Genomic DNA, 15,378 nt, shown 5'->3' on the forward strand with positions numbered 1-15,378 from the left:
GGGAAAGAATGGGAAGCCGCGCACCTTAGCCGAGGGTTTCGATTGGGGGAAGCGCTCTGAGTAAATGTAGCCGCAACCCCCGCTCCCACAACAACACAAACCCCTTCGGCAGCTCCTGCACAAGATTGGTGAGACGACGAGGGGAACCATGGCCGCGCAGCACCGTCATCTACTGTGAACCGTTCAGGACAACGCGCAATATCAAGGAGAACTTCACCATGAACGCTGAAGGTGCTTTGACTCGAAACCGTCTGCTGCCGAGCCTGTTGGGCATTGTGCTGGTGCTGATGGGCCTGGTCATGCTGGTCCTCGGGATTCGTCTGAGCCTGCTCGGCGGCTCGTGGTATTACCTGCTGGCCGGGATCGGCCTGGCGCTCAGCGGCGTGCTGTTGATCACCGCCCGACGCGCCGCCCTGGGCCTCTACGCGCTGGTGCTGTTCGCCAGCACGGTCTGGGCGCTGTGGGAGGTGGGCCTGGACTGGTGGCAACTGGTGCCGCGTCTGGCGCTGCTGTTCGCCCTGGGCATCGTGATGTTGCTGCCGTGGTTCCGCCGCCCGCTTGAGGGTCCGGCATCCATGGGCACCGGCGCGCTGAGCGTGGCGGTGGTGCTCGCCGGCGTTACGGCACTGGCCAGCCAGTTCACCAACCCCGGCGAAATCAAGGGCCAACTGGACCGCGACAGCGTGCCGGGCATGACCAACACCGCGCCGCCCATGGCCGACGGTGACTGGAATTCCTACGGCCGCAGCGCCCACGGCGACCGCTACTCGCCTCTGGCGCAGATCACTCCGCAGAACGCGCACAAACTGGTGCCGGCCTGGACCTATCGCACCGGCGACATTCCAGGCCCCAACGACCCTGGAGAAACCACCGCCGAAAACACCCCGCTGAAGGTCAACGGCATGCTTTACGTCTGCACGCCCCACAGCCAGGTGATTGCCCTGGATCCGGACACCGGCAAGGAAATCTGGCGTTTCGATCCCAAGCTGTCCACGCAGAAAGCCGCTAACTTCAAGGGCTGGGCGCATATGACCTGCCGTGGCGTGAGCTATCACGATGACGCGGTGTACGCCTCCCAACAGAGCCCCACCGGCAGCGCCAACCCGCCGGTAGAAAACAACTGCCCGCGGCGGATCTTCCTGCCGACCGCCGATACCCGCCTGATCGCCCTCAACGCCGACACCGGCAAGATGTGCGAAGACTTCGGCGACCAGGGCCAGGTCGACCTGAGCGCCAACATCGGCGGCTTCACCCCCGGCGGCTACTACTCCACCTCGCCACCGGCGGTCACCCGGGACCTGGTGGTCATCGGCGGTCACGTCACCGACAACGGCTCCACCGACGAACCCAGCGGCGTGATCCGCGCCTACGACGTGCACAGCGGCAAGCTGGTATGGAACTGGGACAGCGGCAAACCCGAAGACACGACGCCGATCACCGCGGGCGAGACCTACACCCGCAACTCGCCGAACATGTGGTCGATGTTCGCCGTCGATGAAAAGCTCGGCATGCTCTACCTGCCAATGGGCAACCAGACGCCGGACCAGTTCGGTGGCGCTCGTACTCCTGAATCGGAACTGCACGCCGCCGGCCTGACCGCCCTGGACATCGCCACCGGCCAGGTGCGCTGGCACTTCCAGTTCACCCACCATGACCTGTGGGACATGGACGTCGGCGGCCAGCCCTCCCTGATGGACCTGAAAACCGCCGACGGCGTGAAACCGGCGGTACTGGCCTCGACCAAGCAAGGCAGCATCTACGTGCTGGACCGCAGCACCGGCCAGGCCATCGTGCCGATCAATGAAATTGCGGTGCCGCAAGGCGCGGTGGAAGGCGACCGCACCTCGCCGACCCAACCGAAATCCGACCTCAACCTGATGCCGCCACCGCTGCGCGAGCGTGATATGTGGGGCGTGACGCCGTTCGATCAATTGCTGTGCCGGATCGACTTCAAATCCATGCGCTACGATGGCCCGTTCACCCCGCCTTCGCTGCAGGGTTCGATCGTCTATCCGGGCAACTTCGGGGTGTTCGACTGGGGCGGTATTGCGGTCGACCCGGTGCGCCAGATCGCCTTCGTCAACCCGAGCTACATGGCGTTCAAATCGAAGATGATCCCGGCTGCCGACATCGCCGCCCAGGGCCCGCGCAAAAGCGAAACCGAGGGTGTGCAAGCGAACAAGGGCGCGCCGTACGGCGTGGTCCTCGAAGCGCTGCTGTCGCCGATGGGCCTGCCGTGCCAGGCGCCGGCCTGGGGCTACGTGGCCGCGATCGACCTGACCACGCAAAAAACCCTCTGGATGCACAAGAACGGCACCGTACGCGACAGCTCGCCGGTGCCGATCCCCTTGAGCATGGGCGTGCCCAGCCTGGGCGGCACCTTCACCACCGCCGGCGGCGTGGGTTTCCTCAGCGGCACGCTGGACCAGTACCTGCGCGCCTATGACGTGAAAAATGGCAAACAGCTCTGGGAAGGCCGCCTGCCGGCCGGCGCGCAAACCACGCCGATGACCTACACCGGCAAGGATGGCAAGCAGTTCGTGCTGGTCGTCGCCGGTGGCCACGGCTCGCTGGGCACTCGACAGGGCGACTACGTGATGGCCTACAAATTGTCCGAATAACCCACCGCCCCTCCCCGTGTTGGAGCTGCCGAAGGCTGCGATCCTTTGATTCTGTTGTTAAAACCAGGATCAAAGGATCGCAGCCTTCGGCAGCGCCTACAAAAGGCATCAACGGTGCGGCGAACGCCCAGTATCCAGCTAACCTGAATTGCTGCTGAACACACCGTCGAATGATCCATTAACCCCCAGGCATCATTGAAACCACCGCCGACCTGCCCCATCTAAGACCCATACCCATTGCGCAGGTGCCCAAATGAGCGACCAGCAGGAATTCCCCGAAGACCCGAGCGAATACGCCGACCCGCAAAACGCCCCCCACCACTCCCCCGGTAAAGGCCTGGCCCTGCCCGGCCAGAATCTGCCGGACAAGGTCTACATCATCCCGATCCACAACCGACCGTTCTTCCCGGCCCAAGTGCTGCCGGTCATCGTCAATGAAGAGCCGTGGGCCGAAACCCTGGACCTGGTGGCCAAGTCCGAGCACCACTCCCTGGCCCTGTTCTACATGGACACGCCCCAGGAAGACCCGCGCCACTTCGACACCTCGGCCCTGCCGCTGTACGGCACGCTGGTCAAGGTGCACCACGCCAGCCGCGAAAACGGCAAGCTGCAATTCGTCGCCCAGGGCCTGACCCGCGTACGCCTCAAGACCTGGCTCAAGCACCATCGCCCGCCGTATCTGGTGGAAGTCGAATACCCGCACCAGCCCACCGAGCCGACCGATGAGGTCAAGGCCTATGGCATGGCGCTGATCAATGCGATCAAGGAATTGCTGCCACTCAATCCGCTGTACAGCGAAGAGCTGAAGAATTACCTCAATCGCTTCAGCCCCAACGATCCCTCGCCGCTGACCGACTTTGCCGCCGCACTCACCTCGGCTACCGGCAATGAGCTGCAGGAAGTGCTCGATTGCGTGCCGATGCTCAAGCGCATGGAAAAAGTCCTGCCGATGCTGCGCAAGGAAGTGGAAGTCGCGCGCCTGCAAAAGGAAATCTCCGCCGAGGTGAACCGCAAGATTGGTGAGCACCAGCGCGAATTTTTCCTCAAGGAACAACTCAAGGTCATCCAGCAGGAGCTCGGGCTGACCAAGGACGACCGCAGCGCCGACCTCGAACAGTTCGAGCAGAGGCTGGTGGGGAAAGTCCTGCCGGCGCAGGTGCAAAAACGCCTCGAAGAAGAAATGAACAAGCTGTCGATCCTCGAAACCGGCTCGCCGGAGTATGCGGTGACCCGCAATTACATCGACTGGGCCACTTCGGTGCCATGGGGCGTGTATGGCGAGGACAAACTCGACCTCAAGCACGCACGCAAGGTGCTGGACAAGCACCACGCGGGCCTGGATGACATCAAGGACCGCATCCTCGAATTCCTCGCGGTCGGCGCCTACAAGGGCGAGATCAGCGGCTCCATCGTCTTGCTGGTAGGCCCGCCGGGCGTGGGCAAGACCAGCGTCGGCAAGTCCATCGCCGAATCCCTGGGGCGGCCGTTTTACCGCTTCAGCCTCGGCGGCATGCGTGACGAGGCCGAGATCAAGGGCCACCGCCGCACCTACATCGGCGCGCAGCCGGGCAAACTGGTGCAGGCGTTGAAGGACGTCGAAGTGATGAACCCGGTGATCATGCTCGACGAGATCGACAAGATGGGCCAGAGCTACCAGGGCGACCCGGCCTCGGCGCTGCTGGAAACCCTCGATCCGGAGCAGAACGTCGAATTCCTCGACCACTACCTCGACCTGCGGATGGACCTGTCAAAAGTGCTGTTCGTCTGCACCGCCAACACCCTGGACTCCATTCCCGGCCCGTTGCTCGACCGCATGGAAGTGATTCGTCTGTCGGGCTATATCACCGAAGAAAAAGTCGCCATCGCCAAACGTCACCTGTGGCCCAAGCTGCTGGAGAAAGCGGGGGTGTCCAAGACCAGCCTGAGCATCAGCGACAGCGCGTTGAAAGCCTTGATCGATGGCTATGCCCGCGAAGCCGGCGTGCGCCAGTTGGAAAAACAACTGGGCAAACTGGTGCGCAAGGCGGTGATGAAGCTGATCGATGACCCCAACGCTGTGATCAAGCTCGGCCCGAAAGACCTCGAAGCCTCCCTCGGTCATCCGGTGTTCCGCAACGAGCAGGTGCTGGCCGGTACCGGCGTCATCACCGGTTTGGCCTGGACCAGCATGGGCGGCGCCACCCTGCCGATCGAAGCGACGCGGATTCACACGCTGAACCGTGGCTTCAAGCTCACCGGGCAGTTGGGTGATGTGATGAAGGAATCGGCGGAGATCGCCTACAGCTACGTCACTTCCCACCTGAAGTCGTTCGGCGGCGATCCGAAATTCTTCGACGAAGCGTTCGTGCACCTGCACGTGCCGGAAGGCGCGACCCCGAAAGACGGCCCGAGCGCCGGCGTGACCATGGCCAGCGCCCTGCTCTCGCTGGCACGCAACCAGCCACCGAAAAAAGGCGTGGCCATGACCGGCGAACTGACCCTGACCGGGCATGTGCTGCCGATTGGCGGCGTGCGGGAAAAAGTTATCGCGGCGAGGCGGCAGAAGATTTTCGAGCTGATCCTGCCGGAAGCGAACCGGGGCAATTTCGAGGAATTGCCGGAATATCTGAAAGAAGGTATCACCGTGCACTTCGCCAAGCGGTTTGCGGATGTGGCGAAGGTGTTGTTCAAGTAGTTGGGGTGGAGCCTGTTTCACCGCTATCGCGAGCAGGCTCGCGATGGCGGCGGCTACAGGTTCTGCGGTGTACGCATCATTTGCGAACGACACCCATCCCTGTGGGAGCGGGCTTGCCCGCGAAGGCGTCAGCCCTGCCAACCCACTACTTCCCGCCTGTCACATTTTGTCTCATCTCGGTTATGCTCGCCGTTCGTCGTGAACGCCGGAGCCTCTATGTCCCCCACTCGCCTGTTCATCCCCCTCGCCCTCGCGCTGCTGGCCGGTTGCGCCACGCCCCCGAAACACAACGTGACCGTGGAAAAACAAAGCGAATGCCCGGTGAAGCTCATCAGCGGGCAGAACCTGATCCTGACCCTGCCCAGCAACCCGACCACGGGTTATCGCTGGTCGATCCAGGATTCGGCCGGTGGCGTACTGCGCTCGTTGGGACCTGAGGTGTATCGCAATCCGGAAGACGCCGGTGTGGTGGGCGCCGCCGGTGTATCGACCTGGCGCTTCCAGGCCTTTGCCCCCGGCACCGGACGTCTGCGCCTGACCTCGCAACAACCCTGGGCGCCGGAAGTGCTGCCGGTGGACGCCTTCGACTGCGCCATCTCGGTCAACTGACCATGGGCTGGCTGATCCTGGCGCTGATGGGCGCAGCGACCTTCCTCTACGGTCTAAGCGTGCACGCGTCGCTGCTGTGCCTGCTGGTCAAGCCGTTGCCCATTCTCGCCCTGCTTGGCTGGCTGCACGACGCCCCGCCCGGCGAATACCGTCGCTGGATCAGCCTGGGACTGATTTTTTCCCTGATCGGCGATGTGCTGCTGGCGTTGCCGGGGGATCTGTTCGTGTTTGGCCTGGGCGCGTTTCTGGTGGCGCACTTGGCTTATCTGAAAGCCTATCTGAGCGATTGCCGGCGGTTGGCGTTGTTGCCGTTGATCATCGCCCTGGCTGTGGGCGTGGTGTTGCTGGGGATTCTGATCTCTCACGGCCTGGGGCCATTGCTGATCCCGGTGATCGTCTACGGCCTGACCATCAGCGCCATGCTCTGGCGCGCACTGGCGCGGCTTGGCACCGACGTGCCCAAGCGCTCGGCGCTGCTGGCGGCGACAGGTGCTGTGGCGTTCGTGTTCTCGGACAGCGTGATTGGCATCAGCCGGTTTGTCGCGCCGTTCGATGCGGCGCCCTATGTGATCATCCTCAGTTACTGGCTGGGGCAGTGGGGGATCACGGCTTCGGCGTTCAGCCAGAAATCGCGTTCTGCATGAGAAAAAGATCGCAGCCTTCGGCAGCTACTGCATTGGAATGCGAATACCTGTAGGAGCTGCCGCAGGCTGCGATCTTTTGATTTGGCGGTTTATCAGACAATCCGCGCATCCGCCCGCCAACTTGGCTAAAATGCCGGCCTTTTCCCCGACACCGCCGGAACCGCCGTGAGCAAAGAACCCGATCGCCTTTTCGCCCAGCCTTTGGCCCAGGTGCCTGACTTCGCCTTCAACGAGGACGTGGTGCGGGTGTTCCCGGACATGATCAAGCGCTCGGTGCCCGGCTATCCGACCATCGTGGAAAACCTCGGCGTGCTCGCCGCGCAGTTCGCTCAACCCAATAGCGTGCTCTACGACCTCGGCTCATCCCTGGGCGCGGTGACTCAGGCCCTGCGCCGTCACGTGCGCACCGAAGGTTGCCGGGTGATCGCTGTGGATAACTCCGCGGCCATGGTCGAGCGTTGCCGCGAATACCTCAACGCTCAGGACTCGATGTTCCAGGAGTTGCTGCCGGTGGACGTGATCGAAGGCGATATCCTCGCCCTCGACTTCCAGCCCGCGTCGGTGGTGGCGATGAACTTCACCCTGCAATTCATCGCCCCGCCGCAGCGCGGCGAATTGCTCTCGCGCATCCGTCAGTCGCTGCTGCCCGGCGGCGCGCTGATCCTCTCGGAAAAACTGCGCTTCGAAGACGAGCAGGAGCACGCGCTGCTCACCGACCTGCACATCGCCTTCAAACGCGCCAACGGCTACAGCGAACTGGAAATCGCCCAGAAGCGCAGCGCCATCGAAAACGTCATGAAGCCCGACAGCCTCGAAGAACACCGCGAACGCCTTTTGGCCGCCGGGTTCTCGAAAGTCGTGCCGTGGTTCCAGTGTCTTAACTTTGCCTCGTTGATTGCCTTGCCATGATTGATCTATCCCCCCTCGCCCGCCGTCTGGCCGGCACGCCGCTGGCCGATTGGGCCAGCACCCTGCAAGTGCAACTCGACAAGAAAATGGAAAAGGGTCATGGCGACCTCGAACGCTGGCAAAGCGCGCTGGATGCCCTGCCGAAGATCCAGCCAAGCGAAGTCGACTTGTTGAACGGCCTGAAGCTGGACACCGATTGCGACGACGAGACTCGCGCGCAAATGCGCACCGCCCTGATGGGCCTGTCGCCATGGCGCAAGGGACCGTTCGACCTGTTCGGTGTGCATGTCGATACCGAATGGCGTTCGGACTGGAAGTGGTCGCGGGTCGCCCCGCACCTGGATCTGAAGGGCAAGCGCATTCTCGATGTCGGTTGCGGCAACGGCTACTACATGTGGCGCATGCTCGGCGCCGGCGCGGACAGTGTGATCGGTGTCGATCCGAACTGGCTGTTCTTCTGCCAGTTCCAGGCGGTGCAGCGTTACTTGTCCGAACCCAACGCCTGGCACCTGCCATTTCCTTTTGAAGACCTGCCGCCGAATCTGGAGGGCTTCGACACGGTGTTTTCCATGGGCGTGTTCTACCACCGCCGCTCGCCGATCGAACACTTGCTGGCGTTGAAGGATTGCCTGGTCAAGGGCGGCGAACTGGTGCTCGAAACACTGGTTATCGAAGGCGATCAGCATCAAGTACTGGTGCCGGAAGACCGTTATGCGCAGATGCGCAACGTGTGGTTCCTGCCGTCGGTGCCGGCGCTGGAACTGTGGCTGCGAAGAGCCGGGTTCAGTGATGTAAAATGCGTGGACGTCAGCGTGACCACGGTCGAGGAACAGCGCGGGACGGAGTGGATGAAGTATCAGTCGCTCAGCGATTTCCTCGATCCGGAGGATCACAGCAAGACGATTGAAGGGCTGCCGGCGCCGATGCGGGCGGTGATCGTGGCTCGTAAGTAATAACCCGATCTACCCAACACCGAATAAACCTGTGGGAGCGAGCTTGCTCGCGATGGCGGACTGACAATCAGTATCTTTGTTGGCTGAAAGGGCCTCATCGCGAGCAAGCTCGCTCCCACAGGGGTTTGGTGTTCAGTCTGCCGGCTTGGCGCGGCGGGCCTTGAAGAATTCGCTGAGCACCGTCCCGCACTCCTCCGCCAACACCCCTCCCTCATACAACACCCGGTGATTCAGAAAGCCCTGGGTAAAAAACTGCCCCTGGCTCTGCACAATCCCGGCCTTGGGCTCCAGCGCGCCGTAGACCACCCGCGCAATCCGCGAATGCACGATCAGCCCGGCGCACATGCTGCAAGGCTCCAGCGTGACGTACAGGGTGCTGCCCGGCAGCCGATAGTTGCTCACCGCCTGTGCAGCGGCGCGGATCGCGACCATTTCGGCGTGGGCGCTGGGGTCGATGCCGCTGATCGGGCAGTTGAAGCCGCGACCGATGATTTCGCCATCCTGCACCAGCACTGCGCCCACCGGCACTTCACCAAGCGCAGCGCCCTGCGCGGCGAGGGCCAGGGCTTCGCGCATGAAGTCGCGGTCTCGGCTGCGGTCGATGATTGCCGCAGGTCTGATCTGACGCATCACGCCACCTCGATGGCGGCCATCAGGCCGGTTTCCATGTGGTCGATCACGTGGCAGTGGAACATCCACACCCCGGGGTTATCCGCCACCAGCGCCACTTGCGCGCGCTCGTTCTTGCCCAGCAGGTACGTGTCGGTGAAGTACGGAATCACCTTGTGCCGGTTCGAGGCGATCACCTTGAAGCTCATGCCGTGCAGGTGGATCGGGTGCTGGTACTGAGTCATGTTCTTCAATTCGAAAATGTAGCTCTTGCCCTTCTCGAGTTTGGCGATCGGGCGATCGGCGCAGGTCTTGTCGGTGATGTCCCAGGCCTTGCCGTTGATCTGCCACAGGCTCGGCGGCTTGCCGTTCTCGACGTTGACGGACACCGAGCCCACCCATTCGAAATTGAAGTTGAGTTTCTCGGCATTGGCCAGGTCCGGCTCGGCCACAGGGTTGGCGGGCAGCGCAGGTGGCCACTCGGTCGGCGCATCGCTGTTGGCCACCGAGCGGAAGGTGCCCAGGCGTACCGGGCCGTTACGCAGGGACAGTTCTTCACCCTCTGGCGGTGCCTTGATCGCCAGGCAAATACGCATGCCAGGGCCGAGCCAGTACTCCTTGCCCAGCGGGCGCGGTTCGATGGGGTTGCCGTCCAGCGCATAGATCTGCGCTTCGACGCCAGGAATGTTGAGGCGATAGGTCAGGGTGTTGTCGAGGTTGAGCAGGCGTACGCGGGTGATCTGCCCGGCCGGCAGGTCGATGACCGCTTGCGGCACGCCGTTGATTGTTGCCAGACGCCCCGCCGTACCACCACGGGCCGCTTCACGGGGAATGCTGAACTCGACGAAATTACCCACTTCGTCGACATGCCAGCTCTTGAGGCTCAAGGTCTTTTCATACTTGAAACCCGTCGGCTCACGCTCCTCGACAATCAGCGGTCCCACCAGGCCACGGCCGAGTTCTTCGCTGCTGTTCACGTGCGGGTGATACCAGTAGCTGCCGGCATCCGGCACACGGAACTTGTAGTCGAAGTATTCACCCGGCAGCACCGGCAATTGAGAGACGTAAGGCACGCCGTCCATTTCCAGCGGCAGGCGGATGCCGTGCCAGTGAATGGTGGTAGCGACCGGCAGGTGGTTGATAAAACGCACCCGCAACCATTCGCCCTGGCGCACCCGCAACTCGGTGCCCGGCGCCGACGGGCCGAACGCCCATGCTTGGGTCTTGTGCCCGGCGACCAGTTCGACGTCCAGCGGCGCGGCAATCAGTTCATAGTCGTGGCCCGCCTCGGCATCAGCCATCTTGCCGAGCCAGTAACGCGAAGCGCCCCCCGCTCCGACGCCAACGACAACAAGACCGGCCAGGCCACCGAGGATTTGGCGACGTGTAAAGGACATGAACTCAACTACCTCACGAATCTGCGACAGGCACCAAGCCTGCAAAAGGCGAATACGATACACCTGCGATTGCGAAACAGTAAGGGCAGCGCGGCGGATGGACGCAGGCGATGGGGGTACATATTTAGCGCACGGGCCTTGAGTGCAAACACCATCCTTTGCGCCCCTCTCTCAAGGAATAGAGCAAATGAACCCGACACAAACCCGCCCACTGCCCAACGCAGCCGACAAGACTGCACTCAAAAGCATCGCCGCGCAGGTGACCCAGGCGTGTCCGAGCCTGCAGGACACCGCCCATGAGGTCGCCGCACAGTTGCTTGAAAAATACGGTGTCGTCGGCCTCGATCCCGATAAAGTCTATTTTCACCGGTTCAAGACCGCTCAGAATCTGGGGACGTCGTTCACCGGCTGGCAGCATTACGATGAGAAACCCTACCAATCCCTGACGCTGACGCAGCTGGTCATTCATCGCTTTCGCGCGACCGACCAGGACAATGCCGATCTACTGGACTTGTACGGGGGCTTCTATACCGCAGGACCGGAAGAAAGCAACTTCGATGCAACCAATGAAGTGCGCTTGCATGGCAACGACGTATTGAAGGACTTCTGGGCCATCGACTTCAGTGACCTTTACCGCAACAAGCTTCAGAGGTTCTGGAACGACTATGCCGGTGATTTCCGGACATTGGCCAAATGCAACTTCCTCGGCAAAGCCGTTGAAGCTCGAGAAAATGGCCATCTTAATGACGAAGACTTCCAGATCATCCTCGATGCAGTGATCGGCCCACTGACCTGGCCGGTCAGCCTGTCAATGCTGCAATCCGAATCCTCCACTGGCCAGGGCCTACAGGTGTATTGCCTGGATGTGGACGGCCATGTGACAACGAACATCCTGCGCATCGTAGACGCCAAGGCCCGCCAGATCCTGTACGTCCCGGGTGATGACCAGGCCTTTCATGTGCTGGAAACCGCCACGGATATGCACTGGTGGATCTTGCAAAAGTTGAACGAAAAAGCACCACGCACACAGTTCCTCGAGCATTTTGCGCTGGCTGACCGACAGCAGATCTCCGAGAACATCAGCGACCTGATGAATCGGCTGGTGAGCACCTGGGGCCAGTCCGACCATCATCTGATCAACCAGAAAAACCAGGTCGTGACGGGTGATGCGTTCAGCTGGCTGCGCGATTCGACCCGCGCAGCGATGTTCGCCGAAGCCGATCTGTCCCTCACCTCCAACGCTGATCTGCGCAAGAAACTGTGGATCGGTTACTTGAGCGCCGGCGTGAAGATGTTTGGCCCGATGGCCGCCGTCGGTTGGCCAGCGGCATTACCCGTGATTGGCGCCAGCCTCGCCAACATGGGACTGAACATCGATCAGGCGGTCAACGCCAGGACGGCCGCCGAGCGCAAGGCGGGAGTGATTGGCGCAATCCTCAACGCCATTGATGTGCTGTTCAATCTGCCCTTTCTCAAGGGTGCCGGTTCAATGGCCGAAGTGGGTGCCGAAGTCGATGCCGCAGAGGCAGCCGAATGGGATAAATATTCAGAGATCACGGATGAGCCTTCACCTCAGGAGACCGAGGGAATATCACCTCCTGTCGGGGAGGTAACTCCCATGCCGGATGAACCGGAGCAGCCGTTCAACATTGAGCAAAAGTACCAATCCAATGAACTGCTGGACGGACTCACACCGGTCTCCGAGCCGGGAAAATTCCAGGGCATCTATCGGCTCGACGCCGACCCTCCTTACGCCATCATGATGAATGACACGGCCTATTACGTGCGTTACTACGCTGACTCGCAGGGCGGCGGATTCTGGGCAATCGTCGATCCGGAGCGCCCCAACCAGCTGATCCACTCACTGCCGGTGCGCTTGAATGCCGATGGTGTATGGGAGCGGATGACACGGCTGGGGCTCAAGGGTGGTGGTCAGTGCCTGGGCAAAGAGTGCACCGTGGATCTGGAACTCAACGTACGCGATCCATCCCCCTCCGAGCTACCCCCGACCATCGAGCCCGCCCCGCCTGTCATCGAGCCCCAGCCCTCGACATCGACATCGACATCGACATCGACATCGAGGGAAATTGGCCTGATAAGAACCCCCTACGACGTTGAAGCCGGGCGGCAATTTGCGCTGCAAAAATGGGCAATGAAACTTCCCGAGACGCACATCCAGGTTCAGATCGGCCCCAATGGCGCCCTGATCGCACCGGATCGGTACGCTCTGTTCTTCGCTGAAAAAGCCAGAACGCTAATACTCTCCGCCAGGCGTTTCTACAGCAACCTTGCGTGGGCCAATTTGCCGCCACGTCCGCACGTTCCGGCCGTGACTTCTGCCACGACCATTACGGAACTCATTACCCAGGTCTTCGAATCCGCCCCCGGTCTTGTTATCGGTGAAACGCTTGGGCGCATTACCAGCATGCGCTTCATGATTGAAAACATGGCCACCCTGGCGCGGCAAGGCGTAAAGACCCTCTATGTACGCCGCCTGCTCAGCGATTTTGCCCAGGCTGAGCTGAATGCCTACTTCAAGACCGGTGTCATGTCCGATGACCTGGAACAGTACCTGACCCGACTCGGAGCCGACCCTTCAAGGCAATTCGATGAACTGGAATTGGTGAAAACCGCCAGGCAGAACGGCATTCGTGTCCAGGCCACCGATTGTGCGGCGACCTACAGAAGGCCGGTTTCGCTGACACGCATCGAAGAACAGATCAGCACCAACCACCTGACCTCCGACATCATGTTCATGGATAACACCAGCAATGGCTCTGCCAAGTGGGTCGTGCTGACCGGCGCTGAAAACACCAATACGTTCAGAGGACTAGCCGGTATCAGTGAGCTGGAGGGTGGCATCGGTTTGCGAATTGAAGAGGTTGACCCAGGAGTAGGCGAGCGCGTGATGGTGGACCCTGGCATCGAGGTAGAAAAAGGGCCGTCACCCCAGGAAGAAATCATGCGCGGAACTTCCCACCCCCTTCATGCCGATCTACTGCTCCAGATGGAAGCGCCACCCGTTACCCGTAATGAACAGCAGATCAACCGGCTGCTTACTCGACGGGGCATGTTTATTTTTGAGCGTTCGGACGATACCTACTCGCTGGTTCATCGCAACCAGAACGATATGATCGTTCAGACACCCGTACAGACCCTGCCCGACGGCCGTTTCTACATTGTTCGTCCGTCATGGACTGGGATCAGCGGCATTCCCTATGCGAGCCTGGAGCAACTCTCCAGGGGGCTTGAACAGAGAGGCATGAGCCTGCAGAGTCGACTTCCCGGCTGATTCGATCGCAAAAATCACACTCAAAAAAAACCCTGGCCGAGGCCAGGGTTTTCTTTTTTTATCACCGCAACGCGTGTCGCAGGATCATTCCCACTCAATGGTCGCCGGCGGCTTGCTCGACACGTCGTAGGTCACGCGGGAGATGCCTTCGATTTCATTGATGATGCGGCCGGAAACGGTTTCCAGCAGTTCGTAAGGCAGGTGTGCCCAACGCGCGGTCATGAAGTCGATGGTTTCCACGGCACGCAGGGCCACGACCCAGGCGTAACGACGGCCGTCGCCCACCACGCCAACCGATTTCACCGGCTGGAACACCACGAAGGCCTGGCTGACCTTGTGGTACCAGTCGGCCTTGCGCAGTTCTTCGATGAAGATGTGGTCGGCGCGACGCAGCAGGTCGGCGTATTCCTTCTTCACTTCACCGAGGATGCGCACGCCCAGGCCCGGGCCCGGGAACGGGTGACGGTAGACCATGTCGTACGGCAGGCCCAGTTCCAGGCCCAGACGACGGACTTCGTCCTTGAACAGTTCGCGCAGTGGCTCGACCAGTTTCAGGTTCATTTCTTCCGGCAGGCCGCCCACGTTGTGGTGCGACTTGATCACGTGGGCCTTGCCGCTTTTCGCGCCAGCCGACTCGATCACGTCCGGGTAGATGGTGCCCTGGGCCAGGTACTTGATGTTGTCCAGCTTGCAGGATTCGGCATCGAACACGTCGATGAAGGTACGGCCGATGATCTTGCGCTTCTTCTCAGGGTCGGCTTCACCGGCCAGGTTGTTGAGGAACTGGTCCTCGGCGTTGGCGCGGATCACCTTGACGCCCATGTTCTCGGCGAACATGGCCATCACTTGCTCGCCTTCGTGCAGACGCAGCAGGCCGTTGTCGACGAAGACGCAGGTCAGCTGGTCGCCGATGGCCTTGTGCAGCAGCGCGGCAACCACGGAAGAGTCGACGCCGCCGGACAGACCCAGCAGCACGTTGTCGGTGCCGACCTGGGCGCGAACCTGGGCAATGGCGTCTTCAGCGATCTTCGACGGGGTCCACAGGGCTTCACAGCCGCAGATGTCGAGAACGAAGCGCGACAGGATGCGACCGCCCTGCTTGGTGTGGGTCACTTCCGGGTGGAACTGCACGCCGTAGTAAGCGCGGTCGTCGTTGAACATGCCGGCGATCGGGCAGCTCGGAGTGCTGGCCAGGATGTGGAAGTCGCCAGGCATACGGGTGACCTTGTCACCGTGGCTCATCCAGACGTCGAGGCCGAACATGCCGTCGGCGTCCACGTGGTCTTCGATACCGTCCAGCAGGCGGCTCTTGCCGACCACGTCGACACGGGCGTAACCGAACTCACGCAGCTCGGAGCCTTCAACCTTGCCGCCCAGTTGCTCGGCCATGGTCTGCATGCCGTAGCAGATACCGAAAACCGGTACACCCAGGTCCCAGACCGCCTGTGGCGCGCGCGGGCTGTCGGCGACGTGTACCGACTCCGGGCCGCCTGCGAGGATGATCCCCTTTGGCGCGAATTCGCGGATCGCTTCGTCATCCATGTCGAACGGGTGCAGTTCGCAGTACACGCCGATCTCGCGCACGCGGCGGGCGATCAGTTGGGTGTACTGGGAACCGAAGTCGAGGATCAGGATGCGGTGAGCGTGAATATCGAGGGCCATGGATAAAG

General features: G+C 61.5%; 10 protein-coding genes. 7 read left to right on the forward strand and 3 right to left on the reverse strand.

Features of this window, described 5'->3' with window-relative positions:
* Positions 1–218 precede the first annotated feature (218 nt).
* The 6 genes from HNO86_RS01245 to cmoB all read left to right on the forward strand — a co-directional run bounded on the left by HNO86_RS01245 (position 219) and on the right by cmoB (position 8,410).
* The gene (locus HNO86_RS01245; RefSeq protein WP_175375208.1) at positions 219–2,621 is read left to right on the forward strand and encodes a glucose/quinate/shikimate family membrane-bound PQQ-dependent dehydrogenase; all 2,403 of its coding nucleotides are present in this window, start codon (positions 219–221) and stop codon (positions 2,619–2,621) included.
* A gap of 253 nt (positions 2,622–2,874) precedes the next feature.
* Entirely contained in the window at positions 2,875–5,295 is a 2,421-nt protein-coding gene (lon, locus tag HNO86_RS01250) for an endopeptidase La (protein WP_256672525.1), read from the forward strand.
* Between the two features lie 216 nt (positions 5,296–5,511).
* Positions 5,512–5,904 (forward strand): protease inhibitor I42 family protein, encoded by a 393-nt coding sequence (locus HNO86_RS01255; RefSeq protein ID WP_175375209.1) that lies wholly within the window; start codon positions 5,512–5,514, stop codon positions 5,902–5,904.
* A 2-nt stretch (positions 5,905–5,906) separates the two neighbouring features.
* Complete coding sequence (locus HNO86_RS01260) at positions 5,907–6,548, forward strand: lysoplasmalogenase (RefSeq protein ID WP_175375210.1); 642 nt, start codon at positions 5,907–5,909, stop codon at positions 6,546–6,548.
* A gap of 165 nt (positions 6,549–6,713) precedes the next feature.
* Positions 6,714–7,457 (forward strand): carboxy-S-adenosyl-L-methionine synthase CmoA, encoded by a 744-nt coding sequence (cmoA, locus tag HNO86_RS01265; RefSeq protein WP_175375211.1) that lies wholly within the window; start codon positions 6,714–6,716, stop codon positions 7,455–7,457.
* Positions 7,454–8,410 carry a tRNA 5-methoxyuridine(34)/uridine 5-oxyacetic acid(34) synthase CmoB gene (gene cmoB, locus HNO86_RS01270; protein ID WP_175375212.1) on the forward strand — a complete coding sequence of 319 codons (957 nt, stop codon included), beginning with the start codon at positions 7,454–7,456 and terminating at the stop codon, positions 8,408–8,410. The genes cmoA and cmoB overlap by 4 nt, the downstream gene beginning before the upstream one ends.
* 132 nt (positions 8,411–8,542) lie before the next feature.
* Here the strand turns inward: cmoB and tadA are convergent, their stop codons facing one another.
* Positions 8,543–9,040 (reverse strand): tRNA adenosine(34) deaminase TadA, encoded by a 498-nt coding sequence (gene tadA / locus HNO86_RS01275; RefSeq protein WP_175375213.1) that lies wholly within the window; start codon positions 9,038–9,040, stop codon positions 8,543–8,545.
* The gene (locus tag HNO86_RS01280; protein ID WP_175375214.1) at positions 9,040–10,416 is read right to left on the reverse strand and encodes a multicopper oxidase family protein; all 1,377 of its coding nucleotides are present in this window, start codon (positions 10,414–10,416) and stop codon (positions 9,040–9,042) included. Before HNO86_RS01280 ends, tadA begins: the two co-directional genes overlap by 1 nt.
* 187 nt (positions 10,417–10,603) lie before the next feature.
* Here HNO86_RS01280 and HNO86_RS01285 point away from each other — a divergent pair, with 187 nt between their 5' ends.
* A complete protein-coding gene (locus tag HNO86_RS01285; RefSeq protein ID WP_175375215.1) occupies positions 10,604–13,708 on the forward strand; it encodes a membrane-targeted effector domain-containing toxin in 3,105 nt (1,034 codons plus the stop codon).
* An 84-nt stretch (positions 13,709–13,792) separates the two neighbouring features.
* Here the strand turns inward: HNO86_RS01285 and guaA are convergent, their stop codons facing one another.
* Positions 13,793–15,370, reverse strand: coding sequence for a glutamine-hydrolyzing GMP synthase (gene guaA, locus HNO86_RS01290; protein ID WP_175375216.1), 1,578 nt, complete (start codon positions 15,368–15,370; stop codon positions 13,793–13,795).
* Positions 15,371–15,378: the final 8 nt, after the last annotated feature.

It is taken from the genome of Pseudomonas sp. C1C7 (genome assembly GCF_013359595.1).
Lineage (GTDB): Bacteria > Pseudomonadota > Gammaproteobacteria > Pseudomonadales > Pseudomonadaceae > Aquipseudomonas.

Bases quoted from the DNA above. Each gene is read 5' to 3' on its own strand.
- HNO86_RS01245 (WP_175375208.1), top strand. From the start codon at position 219: ATGAACGCTGAAGGTGCTTTGACTCGAAACCGTCTGCTGCCGAGCCTG.
- lon (WP_256672525.1), top strand. From the start codon at position 2,875: ATGAGCGACCAGCAGGAATTCCCCGAAGACCCGAGCGAATACGCCGAC.
- HNO86_RS01255 (WP_175375209.1), top strand. From the start codon at position 5,512: ATGTCCCCCACTCGCCTGTTCATCCCCCTCGCCCTCGCGCTGCTGGCC.
- HNO86_RS01260 (WP_175375210.1), top strand. From the start codon at position 5,907: ATGGGCTGGCTGATCCTGGCGCTGATGGGCGCAGCGACCTTCCTCTAC.
- cmoB (WP_175375212.1), top strand. From the start codon at position 7,454: ATGATTGATCTATCCCCCCTCGCCCGCCGTCTGGCCGGCACGCCGCTG.
- tadA (WP_175375213.1), bottom strand. From the start codon at position 9,040: ATGCGTCAGATCAGACCTGCGGCAATCATCGACCGCAGCCGAGACCGC.
- HNO86_RS01280 (WP_175375214.1), bottom strand. From the start codon at position 10,416: ATGTCCTTTACACGTCGCCAAATCCTCGGTGGCCTGGCCGGTCTTGTT.
- HNO86_RS01285 (WP_175375215.1), top strand. From the start codon at position 10,604: ATGAACCCGACACAAACCCGCCCACTGCCCAACGCAGCCGACAAGACT.
- guaA (WP_175375216.1), bottom strand. From the start codon at position 15,370: ATGGCCCTCGATATTCACGCTCACCGCATCCTGATCCTCGACTTCGGT.